We start from the raw sequence: 23,512 nt of genomic DNA, 5'->3' as shown, positions 1-23,512 counted from the left end.
GCCGAGCGACCCGCCCGCCGTGTCAGTCGAGGAACAGCGCGCGCAGCCGCTTCGTCGTGAAGACCAGGCCCACCGCGATCATGACGACGTAGTAGAGCACGTGCCAGAGCATGTCGGCAGACAGGATGCCGGTGGTCAGCCCCCGCACGAGTTCGACGCCGTGCCACAGCGGGAACGCCATGATGATCGACTGCACCCAGTCGGGATAGATCGAGATCGGGTACAGCGTGGCCGAGAACAGGAACATCGGCAGCAGCACGAAGTTGATCCAGTCCATGTGCTGGAACGTCTTCATGTAGCTGGTGACGGCCATCCCGAGGCTCGCGAAGCCGAAGGCGATGAGCAGCACGGCCGGGATCGCGAGGATCGCCGTCCACGCCAGGTTCAGTCCGAGCACCTGCATGATGATCATGAAGCCGGTCGCGTACAGCAGCCCGCGCAGCAGCGCGTACAGGATCTCGCCCAGCGCCACGTCGAGCGGTCCGAGCGAGGTCGCCAACATGCCCTCATAGAGCTTGCCGTAGTTGAGCTTGAAGAAGACGTTCCAGGTCGAGTCGTAGATCGCGCCGTTCATCGCCGAGACCGCGAGCAGTGCCGGCGCGATGAAGGCGGCGTACGAGATCTCGACACCGCTGGAGGTCTGCACGTCGCCGATGATCGCGCCCAGGCCGATCCCCATCGACGCCAGGTAGAACACCGGCTCGAAGAAGCCCGACAGCACGACCACCCAGCTCGAGGAGCGGGCCGCGATCAGACCGCGCTGCACCACCGACTGGGGATTGCCCGCCCACAGCGCGCGCACGCTGCCACTGCGGACCGTAGCATCCGTCATGGTCGTCACTTCGAGAGCCTCCTCTCGAAGAGCCGTCGCGCAACGATGAGACCGCCGACGGTGAGGACGAGGAGATACGCGATGTGCACCGTGAGCAGGAGGGGATCGACCTGCTTGCCGTAGGTGACCACGCGCCCGAGCTCGGTCGCGTGCCACAGCGGCGAGATCCAGCCGATCCACTGCAGCCAGCCGATGTTGGCGAGCGGATAGAACGTGCCTGAGAACAGGAACATCGGCATGAACACGAACCGCTGCACCAGCGCGAACTGGCCCTTGTCGTCCTCGATCGTGGCAGCGTATGCCATCAGGGGAATGCCGAACGAGAGGCCCGCGAGCAGGCCGATGAAGACCGACAGCCACGCCGTCGAGGGCACCAGTGCGCCGGGCTGAAGGATCGCGAAGAACAGGGCGATGAACGCGAAGTAGAGGACCACCGTGACAGCCATGCGGGCACCCGCGCCCGCCACGACGCCGTTGGCGATCTGGCTCGAAGACAGCGGCGACGCGTTGAAACCATAGAAGTACCGGCGCCACTTGAAGCCCGCCATGACCGGGTAGGTGAACTCCTCGGACGCCACCGCGATGGCCGAGGTCATCAGCAGCGCCGGCGCGACGAAGACGAGATACGGCACGGTCTGCCCGCCGTCTTCGATCGGGGCGTCGATGATCGCGGCAAGACCGACTGCGAGGCCGAGCAGGTAGAGCACGGGCTGCCCGAGCGCGCCGACGATGATCGTCCAGCCATACGCCCGCATCGCGCGCACCATGTGCTCGGTGACGTACCAGGTGCCGCGCGAGCGCGGCTTGCGCCCCCACTCCATCGCCTCGGCGCGGAGGTCGTCCAGCGCGGGATCGGTGGCGACGGGCGAACCTTCGGGATTCGCGCTCATTCGATCAGCGACCTTCCGGTCAGCCGCAGGAACACGTCCTCGAGGCTCGATCGGCGCACCAGGCTCGTGATGGGGTGAAGCCCGCGCTGAGTGACCTCTTCCAGCGCCGCCTCGCCGTTGTGCGCGTAGACGAGGACGCGGTCGGGCAGCACCTCGACGCGATCGCCGATCCCCTCGAGCTGACCGGCGACCTGCTGGTTGCGATCCGACCCGAAGCGCACCTCGAGCACCTCGCGGCTGGAGTGCTCGCGGATGAGCGAGGACGGGGTGCCCTCGGCCATGATGCGGCCCTTGTCGACGACGATGAGCCGATCGCACAGCTGCTCGGCCTCGTCCATGTAATGCGTCGTGAGCACGAGGGTGGTGCCGCGCTCCTTGAGGCGGAACAGCCGGTCCCACAGCACGTGCCGCGCCTGCGGGTCCAGGCCGGTGGTCGGCTCGTCGAGGAGCAGGATGCGGGGATCGTTGATGAGGCCCCGGGCGATCGTCAGCCGGCGCTTCATGCCGCCTGAGAGCTGGTCGACCTTGCTCTTGGCCTTGTCTTCGAGCGCGGCGAACGCCAGCAGCTCGTCGGCCTTCTGTGCGCAGACCTTGCCCGGCAAACCGAAGTAGCGGCCGTAGATGTAGAGGTTCTCGCGCGCGTTGAGCTCGCCGTCGAGGTTGTCCTGCTGCGGAACGACGCCCAGCCGTGAGCGGATCTCGGGGCCGTACTGATCGGGGTCGAGCCCCAGGATCGACAGGTCACCGCCGGTGCGCGTCGACACCGCGCCGATCATCTTCATCGTCGTGGACTTGCCCGCGCCGTTGGGGCCGAGCAGGCCGAACGACTCCCCCGGAGCCACCTCGAACGACAGCCCGTCGACGGCGAGGAAGTCGGGTTTTCCCTTCACCTTGTAGGCCTTGACGAGGTTGTTCGCTGCGATCACGGGGGCGGGCACCGGACTACCCTAGCGCCCGCTCCCGACACGCACTCGCGCCCGCTCCTCCCAGGTTCACTCGCCCTGGATGTACGCGAAGCGGCGCTTGTGCTGTACATCCAGGGCAAGTGAACGCAACGGCGGGGTGTCAACGTGAGTTGACGAAGGAACCCGCGTCAACTATGGTTGACGGCGACGGATGCCGGGAAGAGAGCGTTCGCGGCATCGAGGAGAGGCAGGGGCGATGAGCGGTGACGACATCCGAACGCTGATCGGGGCGGCGCCCGAACGGGAGCCCCTCGCCGAGCTCCACCGCCTTGCCGAGGTCCGTCGCGAGCTCGCCCGCGCCGAGGAGGTGCAGGTGCGCAAGGCTCGCAACCTGGGCTTCTCATGGCAGGCGATCGCCAGCGCCCTCGGAGTGAGCCGACAGGCCGTCCACAAGAAGTACGGTCGTAAGTGACCCCCACGCACGAACGAGGTACACCCATGCCCTCCGCCGAACTCGACGAAGCCACCGAGCCCGACACCGCTCAGCCCGCGGCGCCCACGAAGGGGCGAGGCATCCGGAACCGCCGCGGCAAAGCCGACGACGGACCGCGCGCCAGCTTCGGACAGCTGCTGCCGTACATCTTCGAGCACAAGGGCACCCTCGTCGCGGTCGCGGTCCTCAGCGTGCTGGGCGCCGTTGCGACCCTGGTGCAGCCGTTGCTCGTCGGCCAGGTCATCGAGCGCGTGCAGAAAGAGCAGAGCCTCGGGCTCCTCGTGTGGGCGCTGGTCGGATTCGTGGTGGTGGGGTCGCTCATCTCGGGCTGGCAGCACTATCTCCTGCAGCGGACCGGCACAGCCGTGGTGTACTCCAGCCGCCGCAAGCTCATCGCGCGCATCCTTCACCTGCCGATCAGCGAGTTCGACGCCCGCCGCACGGGCGACCTGGTCTCACGCGTCGGCAGCGACACGACCCTCCTCTACGCCGCCCTGACCCAGGGGCTGGCCGACTCGATCGGCAATGCGCTGCTGTTCGTCGGCTCCCTGATCGCGATGGCCATCATCGATCCGCTGCTTCTCGCGATCATCGTCGTGGTGATCGGCGTCTCGGTGCTCGGCGTCGTGGCGCTGAGCGGACGCATCCGCACCGCGTCGACCGAGCAGCAGGAGAAGGTCGGCGAGCTCGCCTCGGGGGTGGAACGCGCCGTCGGGTCGATCCGCACCGTGCGCGCTGCGGGGGCCACCGACCGCGAGACAGAGGCCGTTACCGCTCGCGCCGCCGACGCGTACCGGGTCGGCGTGCGCATCGCGAAGGTCTCGGCGCTCGTCGTGCCGATCGCCGGCATCGCACTGCAGGTGTCGTTGCTGGTCGTGATCGGCCTCGGCGGGTTCCGCGTCGCGACGGGGGCGATCACGATCGCGAGCCTCGTGACGTTCATCATGTTCCTCTTCATGCTGATCGCGCCGCTCGGGTCGTTCTTCGGCGCGATCACATCGGTGAACCAGGCACTGGGTGCGCTCGGCCGCATCCAGGAGGTGCTCGACCTGCCGACCGAGGCGCAGGACGACGCGGCGATCGCCGCGAGTATCCGGTCCGCCGCGCCCGTCGCGGTGGCAGCGACTCCGGCATCGGCCGCCACGAACCCGGGCGCACTGACCGCGGGGACGGCGCCGGCGATCGAGTTCCGCGACGTGCGCTTCCGCTACCCCGAGAACGTCGTCGCCGCACGCCGCAAGGCCGCGGACGAGGCGCGCGCCGTCCTCGAGAACGCACACGTCGACACGTCGACCATCGACACCGTGGCGCTCGAGACGTCGGCGATCGCCGCCGAGACGGAGGCGGAACCGGATGCCGCCCCGCTGGCTGTGCCCGACGGCGAGGTGCTGCGGGGCGTGTCGTTCACGGTGCCGCGGGGCGCGCGGGTCGCGCTCGTCGGCCCGTCCGGCGCGGGCAAGAGCACGACGCTCGCCCTCATCGAGCGGTTCTACGACCCGACCGGCGGGGCGATTCTGCTCGACGGGGCCGACGTCCGCACGCTCGACCGCGACCTGCTGCGCGCACAGCTGGGGTACGTGGAACAGGATGCCCCGACCCTGGCCGGCACGATCGGCGACAACTTGCGACTGGCCTCGCCCGAGGCATCCGACTCCGAATGCGACGCCGTGCTGCGCGCCGTCAACCTGGGGGACGTCCTCGACCGCAACCCGCTCGGCCTCGACGCTCCCGTCGGCGAGAGCGGCGTGATGCTCTCGGGCGGCGAGCGCCAGCGCCTGGCGATCGCGCGGGCGCTGCTGGCGGCTCCCCCGATCCTGCTGCTGGATGAGTCGACGTCGTCGCTCGACGGACTCAACGAGCAGCGCATGCGCGACGCGATCGACGCCGTCGCGGCGGGCCGGACCCTCATCGTCATCGCCCACCGCCTGTCGACGGTCGTCGACAGCGATCACATCGTCGTGCTCGACCACGGCCGGGTCGTCGGCCAGGGCACGCACTCCGAACTCGTCGTCTCGACGCCGCTGTATCGCGACCTGGCGAAGCACCAGCTTCTGGTCTGACCCGTGCCCCGTGCGCCGTCAGCGCAGGACGACGGGGAAGAGCTCGGTCCGGGCGATGACGCGTTCCCGCTCGTCGGCCAGCGCCGCCCGACGCGGATCGGCCATGTGGGCGTCCAGCGCCGCCTGATCCGGGATGCGATAGACCTGCGTCTCGATCGGCCTGGCGTCCCCGCCGTCGCCGATCGCGCGCACGACCAGCTCGATGCCGTGTTCCGGCAGGAGCGCGAGGACGCGATCCTCATATGCGACGAGGTCGGACTCGGTTCCCGGGTGGGCCCACAGCAGGCAGCACAGCGTCAGTTCCTCGCTCATGCCGCCATGGTGCCACGCGCGCGGCTCGCCGGCGGAACGATCCCGCTCACCCGCGACAAGGTGCTCCGCCTGCGCGGCGGCACCGCACGGAAATAGGCGCCCGGCCCCTCTGCCAAGAAGAGGGCCGGGCGCCGGTCGGGGTGCTGCGCGTCAACCGCGCTGCAAGCGGTACCTCAGAGCGGCCAGCTCCGCCCACAGCGGGGCAGGGATGCGGCCGTCGAATGTGCGGTAGAACTCCTCGGTGAGATCGGCCTCGCGCAGCCACGAGTCGCGGTCGATCGCGAACAGCTCGGCGAGGTCGTCCTGGCTGACCTCGAGACCCTCGAGGTCGAGGTCCTCGGTGCGCGGAAGACGCCCGATCGGACTGTCGACAGCCGGAGCCTCGCCCTCGATGCGGCGGATGATCCAGTCGATCACGCGCGAGTTCTCGCCGAAGCCGGGCCACAGGAAACGGCCGTCCGCACCCTTGCGGAACCAGTTCACCTGGAACACGCGCGGCGCGCGGTCGAACCGCAGCTTCTGCCCGATCTTGAGCCAGTGCCCGAAGTAGTCGGCCATGTTGTAGCCGCAGAAGGGCAGCATCGCGAATGGGTCGCGGCGAAGCTCGCCGACGGTGCCCTCGGCGGCCGCGGTGCGCTCGGACGAGACGTTCGAGCCCATGAACACGCCGTGCGTCCAGTCAGTTGCCTCGACCACGAGGGGCATGTTCGTGGCGCGCCGTCCGCCGAAGAGGATCGCATCGAGCGGCACGCCCTGCGGGGCCTCCCAGTCGTCGGCGATCTGCGGGCACTGCGCCGCCGAGACCGTGAAGCGCGAGTTCGGGTGGGCGGCAGGACGACCGGATGCCGGAGTCCACGGCTTGCCCTCCCAGTCGATGAGCTCTGCCGGCGGCTCGTCGGTGAGACCCTCCCACCACACGTCGCCGTCGGGCCGGAGCGCGACGTTCGTGAAGATCGTGTTGCCCCACAGCGTCTCGACCGCCGTGACGTTCGTGGACTCGCCGGTGCCCGGCGCGACGCCGAAGAACCCGGCCTCGGGGTTGATGGCCCACAGGCGGCCGTCCTCTCCCGGGCGGAGCCACGCGATGTCATCGCCGAGCGTCTCGACGCGCCAACCGGGGATCGTCGGGCGCAGCATCGCGAGGTTGGTCTTTCCGCACGCCGACGGAAACGCCGCAGCAAGGTGGTACGCACGACCGGCGGGGTCGATGACGCGGATGAGCAGCATGTGCTCGGCGAGCCACCCCTCGTTGCGGCCGATCACAGAGGCGATCCGCAGCGCGAAGCACTTCTTCGCCAGGATGGCGTTGCCGCCGTAGCCGGAGCCGTACGACCAGACCTCGAGCGTGTCGGGGAAGTGGACGATGTACTTCTCGTCGTTGCAGGGCCACGGAACGTCCGCCTCCCCCGGCGCGAGCGGCGCACCGACGGAGTGCACCGTCTTGACCCAGTGGGCGCCGCCGGCGATCTCGCGCAGCACCTCGGTGCCCACGCGGGTCATGATCCCGATCGACGTGACCGCGTACGCGCTGTCGGTGACCTGCACGCCGATGTGCGAGAGGGGTCCGCCGACGGGTCCCATCGAGAAGGGGACGACGTACATCGTGCGGCCGCGCATCGATCCCTCGAAGAGCGGGGTGATCGTGGCGCGGATCTCGTCGGGCGCGATCCAATTGTTGGTCGGGCCGGCATCCTCCTCGCGCTCGGAGGCGATGAAGGTGCGCGCCTCGGTGCGGGCGACGTCGCTCGGGTGCGAGCGGGCCAGGTACGACCCGGGCCGCCACTCGGGGTTGAGCTTGATGAGCTTGCCCTCGTCGACCATCTCGCGCAGCAAGGCATCGTTCTCGGCTCGCGAGCCGTCGACCCAATGGATCCGGTCGGGCTGGGTGAGGGCCGCGATCTCGTCGACCCAGGCCTGGAGGGCGACCATGCCCTCGCCCTGGATGGTCGGCACCTCGCCGTAGCGTCGCGCGACGGTGGGGCGGGACGAGGCGGAACCTTCGTTACGGGTGAAGATGTCGGCAAGCGCCATGGTCGCTCCTCTTCGATTCGACGTGACAGATTCGGTGTCTTCCTCCACTTTCCCCGCAGATGAATGCCTCTTCCGAGCATCGGGGCCGTCAAAAGTTGCAATTCTTTCGCTATCATCAAGGAATGCCGCCTACCCCGCTCGAACTGACCACTCTGGGTCACCGCATCCGTCATCAGCGGCTCGCCCACGGGTACACGCTCGACGAGCTGGGTGCCAAAGTCGGCGTGGCAGGCAGTCAGCTGAGTCTCATCGAGAACGGCAAGCGCGAGCCCAAGCTCTCGCTCCTGCAGGCCATTGCGCACGCCACCGGCGCCGAGGTCGCGGAGCTTCTCTCCAACGAACCGCCCAACCGGCGCGCGGCCCTCGAGATCGAGCTCGAGCGGGCGCAGTCGAGCTCGGTGTTCCGCCAGCTCGGCATCGCCCCGGTCAAGGTCACCAAGGGCATGCCGGACGAGACGATCGAGTCGATCCTCGGGCTGCATCGCGAGCTGCAGCGTCGCGAGCGGGAGGCCATCGCGACGCCCGAGGAAGCGCGGCGCGCCAACACCGAGCTGCGCCTGAAGATGCGCGAACTCGACAACTACCTACCCGAGATCGAGAAGCTCGCCGAGAAGCAGCTGAAGTCGGCCGGTCACGTCTCGGGAGCGCTCACGCACCGCACGGTGAGCATCATGGCCGAGAAGCTCGGGTTCGAGCTGATCTATGCGAACGATCTGCCCCACTCGACCCGGTCGGTCACCGACCTCGAACACGGTCGCATCTATCTGCCTCCGGCATCCATCCCCGGCGGTCACGGTCTGCGCTCGATGGCCCTGCAGGCGATGGCGCACCGCCTGCTCGGTCACAAGCGCCCCACCGACTACGCCGACTTCCTGCAGCAGCGCCTCGAGATCAACTACTACGCCGCGTGCTGCCTCATGCCCGAGACGGCGTCCGTGGCGTTCCTGCAGCAGGCGAAGAAGGACCGCAATCTCGCCGTCGAGGACTTCCGCGATGCGTTCGGCGTCACGCACGAAGCGGCCGGAATGCGCCTGACCAATCTCGCGACCAGGCATCTCGGCATCCGGCTGCACTTCCTGCGTGTCGACGGGTCGGGCGCGATCACGCGCGTGTACGAGAACGACGATCTGCCCCTGCCGATGGACGTCACCGGTGCGGTGGACGGGCAGGCCGCGTGCCGCAAGTTCTCGGCGCGGGCGGCGTTCGGGGAGCAGAATCGCACGACCGAGCACTACCAGTACACCGATACCCCCGCCGGCACATACTGGTGCTCGACGCAGACCGGCACGACGTCGGCCGGCGAGTTCTCGATCACCGTCGGCGTGCCCTTCGACGACGCGCGCTGGTTCCGCGGACGCGAGACGCAGAAGCGCGCGACCTCGACGTGTCCCGACGAGTCGTGCTGCCGGCGCGCACCCGGCGATGTCGCGGAACGGTGGTCGGGCAAGGCCTGGCCGAGCGCCCGCGTGCACATGCAGATGTTCTCGCCGCTCCCCCGGGGCGCCTTCCCCGGCGTCGACGACAACGAGGTCTACGACTTCCTCGACCGCCACGCCTGAGCGGATCGCCGACCCCTCGACGCCTGCCTGCGCTGCGAAAACACCAGTCGGTGACGTCGACGCGCCGATGACGGATGCCGCGGCCCGGCGTGTCACGTGACGGACTGGTGTTTTCGCATGGGGGTGGCCGAGGAGACCGGCCGGGGCCGCCGGCTACGCGGTGATGAAGTCGCGGTAGCGGTCGAGCGCGGCGGTGATCTCGGCGTCCGTCGCGGCTCCCGGCGTGAACAGCTCCGGCACGGGGTCGAGGGCGTGACGCCCCACGGCGACCGAATGCGTCCACACCCCGACGACCTCGCCGCGCGCGACGAGGATCGGCCTCACGATGCCGTTCATCGCCGGCCCGATCGCCTTCAGGAACTCAGGCGCGCACGGCACGGTCCGGTCGATGTACGAGAGGTAGTACTCCTCGAACGGCGGCAGGGCGACGACCGCGGGCGCATCCGCGGCGAGCGGAGGCGGGGCAGCGCTCACCACGTACTGCGGTTCGGGCTCGTCGACCACGAGAGTGAGGCGGTCGGATGCCGCTTCCGCCGCGCTTCGCGCGACCCCGACCGGCAGCGCCGACCACCACGCGAAGTCGCGCGGCCCCGCCGGGCCGTGCGAGGCGATGTAGCGGACGAACATCTCGGCGTGCGGATCCGCCGGGGCCGCGGCATCCGTGATCCACTCCTCGGTCAGCACGATGTACTGCTCGCGCGTGGGGCCGTTGTCGCGAGGCACGACCGGTCCTTGGCACACGAGCCCGCGCAGCGAGAGGTGCACCAGCACGTGGTAGCCACGCTGACCCGCGGTCGAGACCCCGGCCGCCTCGAGGACCTCGAAGAGCTCCTTGCGCGTGAGGCGGTTGCCGCCGGTCAGCGCCGTACGCACCGCCGCTTCGGCGCGGGCGACCTCGGCCTCGTCGATGCCTTCGCGCCGATGGACTGCCGCAGCCTGGCGCAGCTGCCGCTCCGCCGTGATGGACAGCACCCATGCCAGGTCTTCGGCCGGGATGGCGTGGATCGTGCCGCGCATCGTCCATGAGCGCACGATCTCGCCGCGGTCCAGCGCGGCGTCGACATCGCGGATGGTCGTTCTGCCGCGGGTACGTGCGGCAAGCGCCCAGCGGCCGCCCCAGAACTCCTGTGCCTGGGTCGCCAGCATGTGGCGTGCGGCATCGGCGACGGTGGCGGTGGGGGCACTCAGTCGATGCGACCGGAGTCGCGTGGCGCGCACGGCCGAAGCCGGGCCGACGCGCCCCGAGGCCGCGGGCGACACGTCGGAAGGAGGCGTGGGGACCATTCGCCCATCATGGCGCAGCTCGCCGACAGCGTGCGGATCAGGCCTGGTCGGTGTCGCGCGCGTCGTCGGATGCCGGTGCCTGCTCGTCTTCCTCCGGCTCGAAGGTGGACGGCTCGCCCGTGAACCCGGCGGCGACGCCGTCCGGGTCGTCGGGGATGGTTCCGTCAGGCCCGAGGCCTCCCGACCTCGAGTCGTCGCCCGTCGTGGGCTGGTCTGGATTGCGATCCATGTGCTTCTCCGTTCGTCGTGTTCGAAACCTACGTCGAACGGCGAGGCAGCGGAGCCCGCTTGACAAGGCCGCGTCTGGCGAGGCTGCGTCTGGCGAGGCCGTGTCAGTTGATGATCTCGCCGCGTTCGTCGGCACGCAGCGCGGCCAATCGCTCTCTCCAGGACTGCAGCGCTTCAGGGGTCAGCCGAGTCCAATCACCGACCTCGCCGACGACTCGGAGCGGATCCTTGCTGCGATAGGAGCGGGTGGGATTGCCCGGGAACTTCTTGTCGGTGACGTTCGGGTCGTCCTCGAAGGGGCCTGTCGGCTCGACGATGTACACGCGGGGCGCTCCCTCGCCGGCGGCGAGCTCCGCAGCAAGTCCGGCGCCATCGGCAAGGGCGGTGAAATACACGTGGTTCATCACCACTTCCGGTCGATAGTTCGATCGAAAGCCGGCGGTGAGGAGATCGCCGTCCCGCAGATCGGCCTTCGTGCCGTGGAAGAACGGGCCCGGGTCCAGCGGTGTGGTCACCGCGACAGCCTACGCAGAGGTCGCGCGCGACGGCAGCCTCCGGCTCCACGCGACGCCGGCGAGGCAGAGGGTGCCGCCGATGATGCCGAGGAGCGTGGGCAGTTCGCCCAGCAGGAGCCACGCCAGCAGGACGACGATCGCCGGGACCGCGAGCGTCGCCGACGCGGTCGCGCCGGCGGTTCCCCGCTGCAGAACGCGCGCCCACAGCAGGAAGGCGACCGCGGAAGGGAAGACGCCGAGGTACACCGCGGCGGCGACGGCGGTCGCCGGCGCCTGCGTCAGTTCGCCGGCCAGTCCGAGGAGGAAGGGCAGCAGGGCGATCGCGCCGACCGCGCAACCCACCCACGTGGCGCTCAGCGCATTCGTCGTGCGGAGGGCGACCTTCTGCACCAGCACGCCGCTTGCGTAGAGGACGGCGGCGAGCAGCCCGAGCGCGATGCCGAGCGGGTCGCTGTGTGCACCGACCCCGCCCGCCGCGATGAGGACGACGCCGACGAAGGCGACGCCGATGCCCCAGATCAGCGGCCTGGGGAAGCCTTCTTTGAAGACGACGCCCGCCACTCCTGCCACGATCAGCGGCGCGATGTTGACGAGCATCGCAGCTGTGCCGGCGTCGAGATGCCGCTCGGCGAGATTCAGCACGAGTGTGTATCCTCCGAACCAGAGCAGGCCGTACACGATGACGAGCACGAGTGAGCGGCCCCGCGGCAGCGGGGGGCGGCGCCAGATCGCGACGCCGACGAGCACGACGGTGGCCGTGAACTGTCGCGCGAACGCGAGCGAACCGGGCGAGAGGTCGTCACCGACCCAGCGGATCGCGACGAAAGCCGAGGCCCACAGCACGAGGACGGTCGCCGTCGCAGCCGCGATGGTCCAGTCCCGCCGTGGGCTTTCCGTGATGAGCGGGAGGTCGGCTCGCGTCGGAGGAAGCGCAGGCGAAGGCATGGAACCACTTTGGTTCCGGCATCCGTTCAGAACAAGTGAATGTTTCTTCCGATTCGTTCAGCACCGCTGTATCGTGCCCGTATGGTCGATCTGCAGCGCCTTCGAGTCCTCCGTGCGGTGGTTCAGGCCGGTTCCATCAATCGCGCGGCCGCGCGCTTGGGATACACGCCGTCAGCCGTCAGTCAGCAGGTCAGCGCGCTCCAGCGCGAGACCGGGCTCACACTGATCGAGCGACACGGCCGCGGCATCGTCCCGACCGCCGCCGGTCGTGCCGTCGCGGACCGCGCGGGTCGCGTGCTCGAGCAGCTCACCGATCTGGACGCGCTGACCGAGGACCTGAAGGCAGGCCGAAGCGGCACGCTCCGCATCGAGTGCTTCATGTCGGCCAATCGCGCGTGGATGCCGGACGTGGTGGCCGCGCTTGACGAGTTCAGCGACCTTCGGATCGAGATCGGCCTCGCCGAGCTGAAGGGGCAGCGTTCGATCGATCCCGACCTGCAGCTCTACATCGCGGAATCGGGGACTGCCGGGCACAACCCGTCCGCTGGTGACGGAGAGGCCGACGGCTACATGGTCGAGCACCTCCTCACCGAGGGATACCTCGCGGTGATCGCGAGCGACCACGAGCTCGCTCAGCGACCTTCCCTGTCGATCCGCGACCTGACCGACGAGGCGTGGATCGACAACGACCACGCGCGCGGACCGTGCCGCGAGATCGTGCTCGTCGCGTGCCGCGAGGCCGGCTTCCGTCCGCGGTTCAAGGTGGCCGCGCCCGACTATGCGACCGCCTTCGACTACGTCGCCGCCGGACTCGGAGTGACTGTCGTTCCGCGACTCGGGGCATACCTTCTGCCGCAGGGCACCGTGGCGGTGCCGATGAGCGACGCAGGCTTGCGTCGGAGGATCATGCTCAGGTTCAAGCGGTCGATGCGCACGCATCCCGCCGTCGAGCGCGCAACCGCCATCCTGCGCCGCCACGCCGCGGAAGCGGACGCCTTCGCCACCGCATCGGCCTGAGCACGCCGGTCCTAGCATCCGTCAGGGGGACGCGCGGCGACGGAGGGCTCGGACGTAGCGGCGGCGCGCGACGCTCTGCGCCACGAGGAGCGCGGGGTAGAGCGCCCGCCACGGCAGGCCGCTCGCGGGTCGCGTGAGCGAACGGATGGTCAGCAGAACCAGGTCTCCGTCGCGATGTACGACGAACGCCTCTTCGCCGGACACCGGGTGACCGGCGAGCGTCCGGTATGCGAAGCCGACGCGGTCGGACGTGTCGATGACCTCGACCACTTCCACAGGCTCGCGGACCGAGAGGCCGAACGGATGCGCGAGGATGATCGGCCGACTCCCCTGGGTCACCACCGTGGCCGGCGTGACCGAGAAGCCGCTGCGGGTTTTCACACCCCAGCGCAGCACCTCCGCCGCCGCCCAGCGCCACACGTCGTCGCCGCGCCCGAGAACGGTGGTCTTCTGCCAACGCCGGAACCCACGTCCCTCCTCGCGCCACACCGGATCCCCGGGATGCGTCAGCGACTCCCCCTCAGCACCCGTCACGGGTCGATCATCTCACTCGGGTTCCGGTGCGGCTCCTGCGTAGTCTCGACGTGGAGGGCACGATGACGACAAGCGGAGCGGGATCGCAAGGCAAACCGCCGGACCAGGATCTCCCCTCCGTCTACCAACGCGCGCTGGGGGCTGACTTCGCTCTGCTGGCGCCGCGCCTGCAGCGATACTTCGGCGCGATACCGTCCGGCAACGTGGGAGTCGGGACAGGTCTCTATCAGGTGGCCGGCTCCCGCACTCGGTGGCTTCGACCCGCGCTGGCTTTGATGGCGGCGCGAAACACCCTGTTCCCCGAACTCGAGCACGACGTGCCGTTCACGATCACCAACACTCCGCGACGAGACGGAAGCCTGAGCGCCATGCGCATCTTCCATTTCACCGACCGGGATCGGGTCATGGAGGACACGATGAGCGTCGTCGATGGGCGCTTGATCGATCGGCTCGGCAAGCGACGAGGACTGGAAGTCGCTCTCGACCTCTCGGTGCACGCTGGCGGGTTGCGCATGAGATCCCGCAGCCTGGCGCTGCGGTTCGCCGGCATACGCCTGCCTCTGCCCCGGCTTGCCACCGTGCATTTGGAGGAACGCATCGACTCCGCAGATGCCGCGCGGCAGCACGTGAACGTCCGGATCACGGCGCCCTTGGTCGGCGAGATCTTCCGCTACGTCGGCGACTTCACCTACGAGGTGCGGCCCGCAACCGCCGGGTGACCGGTCGCGTCAGAACGGGTTCGCCGTCAGCGTGTACTTCGTCTGCAGGTACTCGTGGATTCCCTCGGCGCCGCCCTCGCGGCCGAGGCCGGACATCTTCCAGCCACCGAACGGCGCGGCGGCGTTCGAGACGACGCCGACGTTGAGGCCCATCATGCCGGTCTCGAGCCGCTCGATCATGCGCTGGCCACGCGAGAGGCTCTCGGTGAACACGTACGACACGAGTCCGTACTCGGTGTCGTTCGCGAGGCGCACGGCGTCGTCCTCGGTGTCGAAGGGGATGATCGCCAGCACGGGTCCGAAGATCTCCTCACGCAGGATGTCGGATCCCGGCTGCACGTCGGTGACCACGGTCGGCTCGTAGAACGTGCCGGGGCCGTCCAGTGCGTTGCCGCCGGTCGCGACCGACGCACCTCGGGCGACGGCATCCTTCACCAGGGTCGACGCCTTTTCGACCGCGCGGTCGTCGATGAGCGGGCCGATCGCCACACCCTCCTCGGTTCCGCGGCCGATCTTCATCCCCTTGACGCGCTCGGTGACTCGGCGCGCGAACTCGTCGGCGACGGAGCGGTGCACGATGAACCGGTTCGCCGCGGTGCACGCCTGGCCGATGTTGCGGAACTTCGCGAGCATCGCGCCATCCACGGCCTTGTCGAGGTCGGCGTCGTCGAACACCACGAACGGGGCGTTGCCGCCGAGTTCCATCGAGGTGCGCAGCACGCCCTGCGCCGCCTGCTCCAGCAGCCGCTGCCCCACCTGGGTCGAACCCGTGAACGACAGCTTGCGCAGCCGAGGGTCGCGGATGATCGGCTCCGACACGGCGCCCGAGGTCGAGGTGGTGAAGGCGTTGACCACGCCGGCGGGAAGGCCGGCGTCCTCCAGCAGCTTCGCGAAGGCCAGCGTCGTGAGCGGCGTCAGCTCGGCCGGCTTGATGACCACCGTGCAGCCCGCGGCGAGCGCCGGCGCGATCTTGCGGGTCGCCATCGCCAGCGGGAAGTTCCACGGCGTGATCAAGAAGCAGGGGCCTACCGGATGCTGTGACACGATCATGCGACCGGTGCCCTCCGGGTTCGCGCCATAACGGCCCTGCACCCGCGCGGTCTCTTCGCTGAACCACCGCAGGAACTCGCCACCGTACGCGACCTCACCGCGCGCTTCGGCCAGCGGCTTGCCCATCTCGATCGTCATCAGCAGCGCGAAGTCCTCCTTGCGCTCCTGGAGCAGGTCGAACGCCCGCCGCAGGATCTCGGCCCGCTCCCGCGCCGGAGTCGCCGCCCACGCCGGGAAGGCCTCTACCGCCGCGTCCAGCGCGGCCTTGCCGTCCTCGGGCGACGCGTTCGCGATCTCTTTCACGACCTCGCCGTTGGACGGGTCGTACACCTTGAGCGTCTTGTCACCGGATGCCGCGCGCCACTGCCCGCCGATGAACAACCCGTCCGGCACCGACGCCAGCAGGTCGCTCTCGCGGCTGTCGATCACTGCACTGTCCGTCATGCGGGACTCCTCGTCGGTTCCGGATGCCGCGGCCCGCGGCATCCGCTCGATCACTGTCTTTCGGCCAATTCTGCCGCTCGATGCGGCACTGTCACATGTACGTCGCGTACAGCATGCACTCGTGTTTCGCCCGGCTGTACCTCACCCCCGAGTGCGAAAACACCAGTCGGTGACGGCGACACGCCGGTGGCGGATGCCGCGACCCGGCGTGTCCCATGACGGGCTGGTGTTTTCGCACTCATGACACGGGGATCGGGGGTCAGCCCGCCACGGCGGCGGAGGCGTGCTGGGGCAGGAACGTCTGCGCGAGGAAGGCCGACAGCTCGTCGGTGGCCTCCAGCGGGAAGATGCCGGCGACATACTGGTCGGGCCGGACGACCACGACGACGCCGTCGCGCGAGAGCCCGCGCTCGGCGAAGATGTCGGCCTCGCTCCAGGCGCTGGGCGCAGCGGCGTAGACCTTCTCCCAATCGGTGAGCCCGAGTGGTCCGGTCTTGGGCAGGAAGACCTCGGGCACCCGCGCGATGTCGACGTCTTCGAAGCGCTGCTGGTAGATCACCTTGACATCGAACACGGCGTCGACATCGGAGCCGGCGGGTGTGAACCGTGCGATCGGCGCCTCGGGCGACAGCATCCATTCCGCCCATCGCGACAGCGCCGACGGCTCCCCCGCGCCGGCGGCATCGGCGAATGCCCCGGCCGCGGTGTCCGCAAAGGCATAGATGCGCCAGCGGCCGTCGGCCTTGGCATGGTGCCCCAGGTGCACCACGTTGCCGTCGCACACGCGCACCACCTCGACCGACTTGAAGCGCTTGCCGAGCGGGAAACCTTCGGCCAGCGCCTGGTGCGCGGCATCCGTCACGATCATCGACGGGCCGTACTGCGTCATGAACCCGGACGGGAACTCGGCCGTCGCGAGGTAGTACGTCGCCAGGTCCTGCGGGTCGGAGATCTCTTCGGGCTTGCGCGCCATGAGCGCCGACCACTCGCGGTCGAAGTCGATGAGCTGCTGCGCCACGGGCTGCCGCTCGGCCGAGTACGTCGACAGCAGCGAGGCGGAACTCAGTCCGGACAGCACGTGCCCGAGCTTCCAGCCGAGGTTGAAGCCGTCCTGCATCGAGACGTTCATGCCCTGGCCGGCCTTCGCGCTGTGGGTGTGGCACGCGTCGCCGGCGAGGAAGATGCGGGGGTCGTGACCCTGATCGACATCGACATCGTCGAACTTGTCGGTGACGCGGTGCCCGACCTCGTAGACGCTGTGCCACGCCACCTGCTTCACGTCGAGCGTGTACGGATGCAGGATCTCGTTCGCCCGGCGGATGATCTCGTCGATCGGGGTCTGCCGCACGCGGTGCTCGTCGTTCTCGGGCACTTCGCCGAGGTCGATGTACATGCGGCTGAGGTAGCCGCCCTCGCGCGGGATGTGGAGGATGTTGCCCGCGGCGGAGTTGATCGCGCACTTGGTGCGCCAGTCGGGGAAATCGGTGTTGACCAGCACATCCATGACGCCCCACGCGTGGGAGGCGAACTGTCCGACGTGCCGGCGGCCGATCGCCTCTCGCACGCCGCTGCGTGCGCCGTCGCAGCCCACGACGTACTTGGCGCGCACGGTCTGCTCGTGCCCTGCACGCGGCCCGCTCGTGTGACGCACGCGCACCTCGACGGGATACTCCCCCTCCTCGAGGACGGTGAGGCCGACGAACTCGACGCCGTAGTCCGGCACGATCCGGCCCGGGCCGTACGCGGCGGCCTCGGCGAAGTAGTCGAGCACGCGCGCCTGGTTGACGATCAGGTGCGGGAACTCGCTGATCTTGAACGCGTAGTCCTCGGTGCGGGCGGTGCGGATGATGTTGCGCGGGTTCTCGGGATCGGGACCCCAGAAGTTCATGTACGCGATGTTGTAGGCCTCGGCGATGATGCGCTCGGCGAAGCCGAAGGCCTGGAACGTCTCGACACTGCGGGGCTGGATGCCGTCGGCCTGGCCGAGCACGAGACGGCCGTCGCGTCGCTCGATGATGCGGGTCGTGACGTCGGGGAACTGCGACAGCTGTGCGGCCAGCAGCATGCCCGCCGGGCCCGAACCGACGATCAGAACGTCGGATTCGTCCGGGAGCTCCACCGGCCGGTCGATGCCGGTCCCGGCCGCGTCCTGGATGCGCGGCTCGCCCGACACATAACCGTGGTGGTGGAACTGCATGAGTGTCTCCTCTGCGACGCCGCTGTCGAGGCAGTTGTGCCCGGGTGATTCGTGTTCTATATTCGAACGCACCGTTCTGATTCTGAACAGATCGTATACGACGCAATCGGCTCCGGCAATACTCGGCCGGCGCGAGACGTCGCGAACGTCGCCGAGAGGACCCCGCAGCATGACAAACGTGAAGTCTCGCGACGACGACGGCGCGCCGGCGTCGCAGACGCTGAGCCGCGGCATCCGGATCCTCGAGGTGCTCGCCGACGCACGCGAGCCCCTCACGATCGACGAGGTCGCCGCCCGCCTGGGAGTGCATCGCTCGGTCGCGTACCGGCTGCTGCGGACCCTCGAAGACCACGGCCTCGTCACACGCGACTCGGCAGGGCGCGTGCTTCTGGGTGCCCGGCTCGCGGCCCTCGCAGCCGGCGTGGCACACGACCTGCAGGCCGAGGCGCTGCCCGAACTGACCGCGGTCGCCAACGAACTCGGCATGACGTGCTTCCTCGCGGTGCTCGACCACGACGAATGCGTCACCCTCGCCTCGATCGAGCCGCGGCACGCAGTCGCCTCCGTCGCTCAGCGGCCGGGCACACGGCATCCGGTCACCCGCGGCGCCCCGGGCAAGGCGATCCTGTCGCTGCTCCCCCATGGGTCGTGGCCGGCTGACGTGCCCGCATCGCTGGAGGAGGACTTGACGGATGCCGCAGTCCGCGGCTGGTTCGACAGCCACGACGAGGTCATCCCCACGCTGCGTGCCGTCGCGGTGCCGCTCTCACTGCGTGGACGGGGGCCTGCCGCGATCGCCGCGGTCTACCTCGCGAGCCGTCACGACGACGCTGAGATCGCCGCCCGGCTCGGTCGTTCGGTCGCGGCGATCCGCGAGGCCCTCGGCGGCTAGGCCCTCGAGACCGAGAAGTCCTCGACCAGCCGGATATCGGATGACGCGACGCGCTGCGGGACTCCGGCGAACGCCTCGGCCCGGGCATCCGAGGCCATGTACTCCTTCTCGCGGGCGAGGAAGGACTCGGCGTCGCCTTCAGCGCTGACGGCCCACACGAATTCGTTGGTCTCGCGGATGCCGTACGCGAAATCGATCGCGAAGCCGGCGGCGGGGCGGACCTTCGGCATCCACGCCTCCCACCACGCGACGAAGGCGTCGTACTCTCCGTCGACGAGCGTGTACCGGCGCAGCTGAATCGTCCTCATGACTCCCATCATGGCCGAAGTCCTATACTCGATTCGTCCGGTGGCATCGTCGCCCGCCGGTGCTCGAAAAATGGGCACGCAGCGCGCACGCGCGAGACACATACGGCCTCATCCTCCGTCTGACGTCTCCCAAGGGGTTTCTCATGCCCACCGTCTCTGCCCACGTCGCCCTCACCCTCGCGCGCCACATCGACCACGTGTTCGGTGTGATGGGCAACGGCAACGCCTATTTCCTCGATGCGCTCGAGCGCTCGACCGACGTGCACTTCACCGCTGTGCGCCACGAGGCCGGGGGCGTCGTGGCCGCGGATGCGTTCCACCGCGCCTCCGGACGCCTCGCCGCCGCGACGGCGACCTACGGCGCCGGCTTCACCAACACCATCACTGCCCTCGCCGAGGCGGTGCAGGCGCACGTGCCTCTCGTACTGGTCGTGGGCGACGAGCCGACGTCGGGTCCGCGCCCGTGGGACGTCGACCAGATCGCCCTCGCATCGGCCGTCGGCGCGCGCACGTACACCGTGGGGCGAGCGGATGCCGCGGCCACGACTGTCATCGCGATCGAGCACGCGCTCACCTACCGTGTGCCCACCGTGCTCGCGATCCCGTACGACGTCGCGGCCCGCGACGCCGGGCCTGTGCCCGAGGCGCCCCAGCCGCGACTGCCGGATCCGCTCGCACCGACCGGAGGGTTCGCCCGGGCGACGGTACGCGAGATCGCCGAGGCGCTCGCGGGCGCGCGCCGGCCCTTCCTGCTCGCCGGACGCGGCGCCTGGATCTCGGGAGCCGGCGACGCGCTCGGCGCCCTCGCCGACGCCACCGGCGCGCTGACGGCGTCGACCGCGCTCGGTCGCGGTGTGTTCCCGCGGACCGAGTTCGATCTCGGGGTCACCGGAGGGTTCGGAGCCGAAGGCGCCATGGGCCTGGTTCGCCGGGCCGACGTGGCCGTCGTGTTCGGGGCATCCCTCAATCAGTTCACGATGCGGTTCGGCGACCTGTTCGCGCCGGGCACGCGCGTGTTCCAGGTCGACGTCGCGGCCACCGCCACGCACCCCCACGTCGCGGGCTACGTGCGCGGCGACGCGCGGCTGGTCGCCGAGGCGATCGCCCACGAGGTCCGCGCGATCGCGGCCGAGCCGAGCGACTGGCGCGAGTCGGTCGACATCGCCGAGGCCCGGCGGCAGGAGGCCGGCGATGCGGTCGCTCCCGACGGGCGGCTCGACCCGCGTTCTGTCGCGAGCCGCATCGCCGAGCTGCTGCCCGAGGACCGCGTGGTCGTCTCGGACGGCGGCCACTTCATCGGCTGGGCGAACATGTTCTGGCCGGTCACCTCGCCCGACCGCATGATGATGGTCGGCACCGCGTTCCAGTCGATCGGGCTGGGGTGGCCGTCCGTGCCCGGAGCGGCGCTCGCGAAACCCGAATCGACAATCGTGCTGACGACAGGCGACGGCGGCGGACTCATGGCGCTCGCCGACCTCGAGACCGCGGTGAGGGTCGCCGCCGGCCGCGGTCTCGCCGTCGTGTGGAACGACCGGGCGTACGGCGCCGAGGTCCATCTGTACGGGATCAAGGGCCTCGCCGAAGAGCCGATGCTCATCCCCGAGGTGGATTTCGCCGCGCTCGCGGCCGGCGTCGGGGCCGAGGGGGTTGTAGTGCGCACACTCGACGATCTCGACCGTCTCGCGACGTGGGCGGCCGAGCCCGCCGCATCCCGCCGGTTCCTGGTTCTCGACTGCCGCATCTCGGCCGCTGTCGTCGCTCCGTATCAGCAGGAGATCATCCGGGTGAACAGCTGACGCCGCCCGCCCGGGTAGCGTCATTCGCCCCGGAACTCGGGCTGCCGCTTCTGCTGGAACGCGGCGAAGCCCTCACGGTAGTCGGCGGTGGCGCGCAGCGCCTCCTGCCCGCGGGACTCCTCGGCCACGGCATCCCACAGCCTTTCGTCGCGCATGCGACCGATGAGGCGTTTCGATGCGAGGAACGCCGTCGTGGGGCCGGATGCCGCGCGCCGGGCACGCTCCCGGGTGAAACCCAGCAGCTCGTCCGCGGGCATCGCCCGACTGAACAGCCCCGCTGCGACGGCGTCGGCGCCGTTGAGCAGCTCGCCGGTGTAGATGAGGTCGAGCGCGCGGTGGGCGCCGAGCCGCTCGTACAGCAGGGCGTGGCCGCCGGAGTCCAGCAGCGCTCCGAGATTGGCGAACGGCGATCCGACTTTCGCGCCGTCAGCGACGTACACGATGTCGGTGGCGATCGCGAGCCCGAGCCCCACGCCGAGACACGCACCGTGGACGGCGGCGAACGTCGGCGCCGGAAACCCGGCGATGCGACGCATGAGCCGCTCGACCGCGCCGAGGTATCCGGGCACGTCGTCGGTCTCGGGGTCGACGCCGGCGATGTCGCGCCCGGCGCAGAAAGCGCGCCCCTCGCCGCGCAGCACGAGTGAGCGGACACCGGATGCCTCGGCATCCGCGTACGCGGCATCCATCTGCTGCAGTGCGTCGAGGGAGAGGGCGTTGAGCTTCTCGGGTGCGTTCAGGGTGATCTCGGCGACGGCGTCGTCGATGGCGAGGTCGATCACGGACGGGTTCCTTTCGACGCGTCACGCATCCCAGTCGACGCTGACGACGTCGCTGGTCGGCACGGACTGACAGGTGAGGATGAGGCCGCGCGCGAGCTCATCGGGTTCGAGCGCGTGGTTCTGCGCCATGTCGACCGTGCCCTCGCGCAGCACGGCGCGGCAGGTGCCGCACACACCGCCCGCGCAGGCGAAGGGCACGTCGCCGCGGGTGCGCAGGGCCGCCGCGAGGATGGTCTCGCCCGCCGACACCGGCGTCGTCACCGTGCCGGACGTGCCGTCGAGGCGGAACGAGATCGTGCGCACCGGCTCGCCGGGGGCGACCTCGACGGGCGGCGGCTTCGGCCCGGCGTGCTCGTCACGGCCCGTGGAGAAGAGCTCGACACGAATCGCGGATGCCTCGACTCCGAGTCGCAGCAGCACCGCCCGCGCGCGCTCGACCAGCTCGAACGGTCCGCACAGGAACCATTCGTCGACGGTCTCGGGCCGCAGCACGCGTGTCAGCAGGGTCTCGAGGCGCTTCTCGTCGAGGCGGCCCGAGAAGAGATCGGCCGGACGACGCTCCCGCGTCAGCACGTGGTGCAAGGCGAGGCGCGCCGGGTAGCGGTCCTTGAGGTCGGCGAGCTCATCGAGGAACATCGCGTCGACTGCCGTGCGGTTGGAGTAGACCAGGTCGAACGTGTCGTCGGGGCGCTCACCCAGGTGGTGCTCGATGAGCGCCATGATGGGGGTGATCCCCGAGCCTGCCGCAATGGCGGCGAACCGTGCGGGGCGGTCGTAGCGGCCGTGCGGAGTGAAGTGACCATCGGGGCTCATCACCTCGATGACGTCACCGGCCTTGAGGTGCTCGAGGGCCCACGTCGAGAACGCGCCGCCGCGCTCGCGTTTGATGGCGACGCTGAGCGTGCCCGGTGCGCCGGCCCCGCCGGCGGGCGCGCGGCACAGTGAGTAGCTGCGCCGCACCTCGGCGCCGTCGAGCGTCATGCGCAGCGCGATGTGCTGGCCGGGACGGTAGTCGAACGCGTCCGCCAGCTCGACGGGCACCGCGAAGCCGACCTCGATCGCGTCCGCGGTGAGCGGCCGCACCGATTCCACGGTCAGCGGGTGGAATACGGCCCGCCGCCGGCCCGAGGACGCCGCCGCCTCGGCGGGCGCGCTCACGGCGGTCGGAGAAGTCGTGGCGGCCGTCATCACAGCTCCTTGAAACGGTCGAACGGCTCGCCGCACGACTGGCACTGCCACAGCGCCTTGCACGAGGTGGAGCCGTAGCGCGAGAGCTCACGGGTATGCAGCGACCCGCACTGCGGGCACCGGATGCCGAGACCGAGGGCCACGGCGCCGTCCGCGCCGCGCGGCCTGGGTGGTGCGATCCCGAACTCCTCGAGTTTGCGGCGGCCTTCGGCGCTCATCCAGTCCGTGGTCCACGCGGGGCTGAGCGTCACCTCGACCCGGGCGTCACGGCCGCGGGCAGCGAGCGCGGCGACGATGTCGGCCCGCAGCGCGTCGACGGCGGGGCATCCCGAGTATGTCGGGGTGATCTGCACCACCGCGACGTCGCCGTCCAGGCGCACGTCTCGGAGCATGCCGAGGTCTTCGATGGTCAGCACCGGCAGTTCCGGGTCGACGACGGTGGCCGCGGCATCCCACAGCTCCCTCAGCCCAGGATCGGCGGGCCGCGGGCGCGCTTCGCGATCGTCCACCCCCGCACGCGTGCCGTGACTC

General features: G+C 69.7%; 23 protein-coding genes. 7 read left to right on the top strand and 16 right to left on the bottom strand.

Annotation, left to right across the window (positions count from 1 at the left end; translation table 11 throughout):
- Nucleotides 1-22: 22 nt before the first annotated feature.
- The 3 genes from ACLKM7_RS13485 to ACLKM7_RS13475 are packed head-to-tail and all read right to left on the bottom strand — an operon-like array spanning nucleotide 23 to nucleotide 2,660.
- Complete coding sequence (locus ACLKM7_RS13485; RefSeq protein ID WP_436447718.1) at nucleotides 23-832, bottom strand: ABC transporter permease; 810 nt, start codon at nucleotides 830-832, stop codon at nucleotides 23-25.
- Nucleotides 833-837: 5 nt separating this feature from the next.
- The gene (locus ACLKM7_RS13480; protein ID WP_436447673.1) at nucleotides 838-1,722 is read right to left on the bottom strand and encodes an ABC transporter permease; all 885 of its coding nucleotides are present in this window, start codon (nucleotides 1,720-1,722) and stop codon (nucleotides 838-840) included.
- Complete coding sequence (locus ACLKM7_RS13475) at nucleotides 1,719-2,660, bottom strand: ABC transporter ATP-binding protein (protein WP_436447672.1); 942 nt, start codon at nucleotides 2,658-2,660, stop codon at nucleotides 1,719-1,721. The genes ACLKM7_RS13480 and ACLKM7_RS13475 overlap by 4 nt, the downstream gene beginning before the upstream one ends.
- Nucleotides 2,661-2,883: 223 nt before the next feature.
- On the opposite strand from ACLKM7_RS13475, the gene ACLKM7_RS13470 reads away from it, so the two are divergent.
- Both ACLKM7_RS13470 and ACLKM7_RS13465 read left to right on the top strand, forming a co-directional pair.
- Complete coding sequence (locus ACLKM7_RS13470; protein ID WP_436447671.1) at nucleotides 2,884-3,099, top strand: AsnC family protein; 216 nt, start codon at nucleotides 2,884-2,886, stop codon at nucleotides 3,097-3,099.
- A 26-nt stretch (nucleotides 3,100-3,125) separates the two neighbouring features.
- Nucleotides 3,126-5,180: an ABC transporter transmembrane domain-containing protein gene (locus tag ACLKM7_RS13465; protein WP_436447670.1), complete on the top strand. Its 2,055-nt coding sequence runs from the start codon at nucleotides 3,126-3,128 to the stop codon at nucleotides 5,178-5,180.
- Between the two features lie 18 nt (nucleotides 5,181-5,198).
- On the opposite strand, the gene ACLKM7_RS13460 is transcribed toward ACLKM7_RS13465, so the two are convergent.
- Nucleotides 5,199-5,492: a hypothetical protein gene (locus ACLKM7_RS13460; protein ID WP_436447669.1), complete on the bottom strand. Its 294-nt coding sequence runs from the start codon at nucleotides 5,490-5,492 to the stop codon at nucleotides 5,199-5,201.
- 150 nt (nucleotides 5,493-5,642) lie between these two features.
- A complete protein-coding gene (locus tag ACLKM7_RS13455; protein ID WP_436447668.1) occupies nucleotides 5,643-7,523 on the bottom strand; it encodes a phosphoenolpyruvate carboxykinase (GTP) in 1,881 nt (626 codons plus the stop codon).
- Nucleotides 7,524-7,645: 122 nt separating this feature from the next.
- Between ACLKM7_RS13455 and ACLKM7_RS13450 the strand changes: the two genes are divergently transcribed.
- Nucleotides 7,646-9,082 carry a helix-turn-helix domain-containing protein gene (locus tag ACLKM7_RS13450; RefSeq protein WP_436447667.1) on the top strand — a complete coding sequence of 479 codons (1,437 nt, stop codon included), beginning with the start codon at nucleotides 7,646-7,648 and terminating at the stop codon, nucleotides 9,080-9,082.
- Nucleotides 9,083-9,235: 153 nt separating this feature from the next.
- On the opposite strand, the gene ACLKM7_RS13445 is transcribed toward ACLKM7_RS13450, so the two are convergent.
- From ACLKM7_RS13445 to ACLKM7_RS13430, 4 genes are all read right to left on the bottom strand, one after another.
- The gene (locus tag ACLKM7_RS13445; protein WP_436447666.1) at nucleotides 9,236-10,366 is read right to left on the bottom strand and encodes a winged helix DNA-binding domain-containing protein; all 1,131 of its coding nucleotides are present in this window, start codon (nucleotides 10,364-10,366) and stop codon (nucleotides 9,236-9,238) included.
- Nucleotides 10,367-10,403: 37 nt separating this feature from the next.
- Nucleotides 10,404-10,595 carry a hypothetical protein gene (locus tag ACLKM7_RS13440; protein WP_436447665.1) on the bottom strand — a complete coding sequence of 64 codons (192 nt, stop codon included), beginning with the start codon at nucleotides 10,593-10,595 and terminating at the stop codon, nucleotides 10,404-10,406.
- Nucleotides 10,596-10,698: 103 nt separating this feature from the next.
- Nucleotides 10,699-11,109 carry an NAD(+)--rifampin ADP-ribosyltransferase gene (gene arr, locus ACLKM7_RS13435; RefSeq protein WP_436447664.1) on the bottom strand — a complete coding sequence of 137 codons (411 nt, stop codon included), beginning with the start codon at nucleotides 11,107-11,109 and terminating at the stop codon, nucleotides 10,699-10,701.
- Nucleotides 11,110-11,118: 9 nt separating this feature from the next.
- Nucleotides 11,119-12,054, bottom strand: coding sequence for a DMT family transporter (locus ACLKM7_RS13430; protein WP_436447663.1), 936 nt, complete (start codon nucleotides 12,052-12,054; stop codon nucleotides 11,119-11,121).
- A gap of 81 nt (nucleotides 12,055-12,135) precedes the next feature.
- Here ACLKM7_RS13430 and ACLKM7_RS13425 point away from each other — a divergent pair, with 81 nt between their 5' ends.
- A complete protein-coding gene (locus ACLKM7_RS13425; protein ID WP_436447662.1) occupies nucleotides 12,136-13,071 on the top strand; it encodes a LysR family transcriptional regulator in 936 nt (311 codons plus the stop codon).
- 21 nt (nucleotides 13,072-13,092) lie between these two features.
- Here ACLKM7_RS13425 and ACLKM7_RS13420 read toward each other — a convergent pair whose 3' ends face one another.
- Nucleotides 13,093-13,605: a DUF1990 family protein gene (locus tag ACLKM7_RS13420; protein ID WP_436447661.1), complete on the bottom strand. Its 513-nt coding sequence runs from the start codon at nucleotides 13,603-13,605 to the stop codon at nucleotides 13,093-13,095.
- A 62-nt stretch (nucleotides 13,606-13,667) separates the two neighbouring features.
- Here ACLKM7_RS13420 and ACLKM7_RS13415 point away from each other — a divergent pair, with 62 nt between their 5' ends.
- Nucleotides 13,668-14,324, top strand: a complete 657-nt coding sequence (locus tag ACLKM7_RS13415; protein ID WP_436447660.1) for a DUF4166 domain-containing protein — start codon at nucleotides 13,668-13,670, stop codon at nucleotides 14,322-14,324.
- A gap of 9 nt (nucleotides 14,325-14,333) precedes the next feature.
- Here ACLKM7_RS13415 and ACLKM7_RS13410 read toward each other — a convergent pair whose 3' ends face one another.
- Both ACLKM7_RS13410 and ACLKM7_RS13405 read right to left on the bottom strand, forming a co-directional pair.
- A complete protein-coding gene (locus tag ACLKM7_RS13410) occupies nucleotides 14,334-15,818 on the bottom strand; it encodes an NAD-dependent succinate-semialdehyde dehydrogenase (RefSeq protein WP_436447659.1) in 1,485 nt (494 codons plus the stop codon).
- 259 nt (nucleotides 15,819-16,077) lie between these two features.
- Nucleotides 16,078-18,015, bottom strand: coding sequence for an FAD-dependent monooxygenase (locus ACLKM7_RS13405; RefSeq protein ID WP_436447658.1), 1,938 nt, complete (start codon nucleotides 18,013-18,015; stop codon nucleotides 16,078-16,080).
- A 169-nt stretch (nucleotides 18,016-18,184) separates the two neighbouring features.
- Between ACLKM7_RS13405 and ACLKM7_RS13400 the strand changes: the two genes are divergently transcribed.
- Nucleotides 18,185-18,907: an IclR family transcriptional regulator gene (locus ACLKM7_RS13400; protein ID WP_436447657.1), complete on the top strand. Its 723-nt coding sequence runs from the start codon at nucleotides 18,185-18,187 to the stop codon at nucleotides 18,905-18,907.
- Here ACLKM7_RS13400 and ACLKM7_RS13395 read toward each other — a convergent pair.
- Nucleotides 18,904-19,215: a hypothetical protein gene (locus ACLKM7_RS13395; protein ID WP_436447656.1), complete on the bottom strand. Its 312-nt coding sequence runs from the start codon at nucleotides 19,213-19,215 to the stop codon at nucleotides 18,904-18,906. The two genes, ACLKM7_RS13400 and ACLKM7_RS13395, sit on opposite strands and share 4 nt — an antisense overlap.
- Nucleotides 19,216-19,358: 143 nt before the next feature.
- On the opposite strand from ACLKM7_RS13395, the gene ACLKM7_RS13390 reads away from it, so the two are divergent.
- A complete protein-coding gene (locus tag ACLKM7_RS13390) occupies nucleotides 19,359-21,011 on the top strand; it encodes a thiamine pyrophosphate-binding protein (RefSeq protein WP_436447655.1) in 1,653 nt (550 codons plus the stop codon).
- Between the two features lie 20 nt (nucleotides 21,012-21,031).
- Here ACLKM7_RS13390 and ACLKM7_RS13385 read toward each other — a convergent pair whose 3' ends face one another.
- Genes ACLKM7_RS13385 through paaD form a run of 3 tightly spaced genes read right to left on the bottom strand, consistent with a single transcriptional unit; the run spans nucleotide 21,032 to nucleotide 23,490 of the window.
- Complete coding sequence (locus tag ACLKM7_RS13385) at nucleotides 21,032-21,793, bottom strand: enoyl-CoA hydratase/isomerase family protein (RefSeq protein ID WP_436447654.1); 762 nt, start codon at nucleotides 21,791-21,793, stop codon at nucleotides 21,032-21,034.
- Between the two features lie 21 nt (nucleotides 21,794-21,814).
- Complete coding sequence (gene paaE / locus ACLKM7_RS13380) at nucleotides 21,815-22,981, bottom strand: 1,2-phenylacetyl-CoA epoxidase subunit PaaE (protein ID WP_436447653.1); 1,167 nt, start codon at nucleotides 22,979-22,981, stop codon at nucleotides 21,815-21,817.
- A complete protein-coding gene (paaD, locus tag ACLKM7_RS13375; RefSeq protein WP_436447652.1) occupies nucleotides 22,981-23,490 on the bottom strand; it encodes a 1,2-phenylacetyl-CoA epoxidase subunit PaaD in 510 nt (169 codons plus the stop codon). The genes paaE and paaD overlap by 1 nt, the downstream gene beginning before the upstream one ends.
- Nucleotides 23,491-23,512 lie beyond the last annotated feature (22 nt).

The organism is Microbacterium sp. I2, assembly GCF_051364985.1.
Taxonomy (GTDB): Bacteria; Actinomycetota; Actinomycetes; order Actinomycetales; family Microbacteriaceae; genus Microbacterium.
The sequence above is the reverse complement of the archived record's forward strand: the minus strand, read 5'-3'. Positions and strand labels throughout refer to the sequence as shown.

Excerpts from the sequence above, each read along its gene's own strand:
- ACLKM7_RS13395 (WP_436447656.1), bottom strand. The coding sequence starts at position 19,215 with ATGAGGACGATTCAGCTGCGCCGGTACACGCTCGTCGACGGAGAGTAC.
- ACLKM7_RS13400 (WP_436447657.1), top strand. The coding sequence starts at position 18,185 with ATGACAAACGTGAAGTCTCGCGACGACGACGGCGCGCCGGCGTCGCAG.
- ACLKM7_RS13410 (WP_436447659.1), bottom strand. The coding sequence starts at position 15,818 with ATGACGGACAGTGCAGTGATCGACAGCCGCGAGAGCGACCTGCTGGCG.
- ACLKM7_RS13485 (WP_436447718.1), bottom strand. The coding sequence starts at position 832 with ATGACGGATGCTACGGTCCGCAGTGGCAGCGTGCGCGCGCTGTGGGCG.
- ACLKM7_RS13415 (WP_436447660.1), top strand. The coding sequence starts at position 13,668 with ATGACGACAAGCGGAGCGGGATCGCAAGGCAAACCGCCGGACCAGGAT.
- ACLKM7_RS13390 (WP_436447655.1), top strand. The coding sequence starts at position 19,359 with ATGCCCACCGTCTCTGCCCACGTCGCCCTCACCCTCGCGCGCCACATC.
- ACLKM7_RS13445 (WP_436447666.1), bottom strand. The coding sequence starts at position 10,366 with ATGGTCCCCACGCCTCCTTCCGACGTGTCGCCCGCGGCCTCGGGGCGC.
- ACLKM7_RS13450 (WP_436447667.1), top strand. The coding sequence starts at position 7,646 with ATGCCGCCTACCCCGCTCGAACTGACCACTCTGGGTCACCGCATCCGT.
- ACLKM7_RS13465 (WP_436447670.1), top strand. The coding sequence starts at position 3,126 with ATGCCCTCCGCCGAACTCGACGAAGCCACCGAGCCCGACACCGCTCAG.
- ACLKM7_RS13425 (WP_436447662.1), top strand. The coding sequence starts at position 12,136 with ATGGTCGATCTGCAGCGCCTTCGAGTCCTCCGTGCGGTGGTTCAGGCC.
- ACLKM7_RS13455 (WP_436447668.1), bottom strand. The coding sequence starts at position 7,523 with ATGGCGCTTGCCGACATCTTCACCCGTAACGAAGGTTCCGCCTCGTCC.
- ACLKM7_RS13470 (WP_436447671.1), top strand. The coding sequence starts at position 2,884 with ATGAGCGGTGACGACATCCGAACGCTGATCGGGGCGGCGCCCGAACGG.
- ACLKM7_RS13405 (WP_436447658.1), bottom strand. The coding sequence starts at position 18,015 with ATGCAGTTCCACCACCACGGTTATGTGTCGGGCGAGCCGCGCATCCAG.
- ACLKM7_RS13480 (WP_436447673.1), bottom strand. The coding sequence starts at position 1,722 with ATGAGCGCGAATCCCGAAGGTTCGCCCGTCGCCACCGATCCCGCGCTG.
- paaE (WP_436447653.1), bottom strand. The coding sequence starts at position 22,981 with ATGACGGCCGCCACGACTTCTCCGACCGCCGTGAGCGCGCCCGCCGAG.
- ACLKM7_RS13460 (WP_436447669.1), bottom strand. The coding sequence starts at position 5,492 with ATGAGCGAGGAACTGACGCTGTGCTGCCTGCTGTGGGCCCACCCGGGA.
- ACLKM7_RS13430 (WP_436447663.1), bottom strand. The coding sequence starts at position 12,054 with ATGCCTTCGCCTGCGCTTCCTCCGACGCGAGCCGACCTCCCGCTCATC.
- ACLKM7_RS13440 (WP_436447665.1), bottom strand. The coding sequence starts at position 10,595 with ATGGATCGCAATCCAGACCAGCCCACGACGGGCGACGACTCGAGGTCG.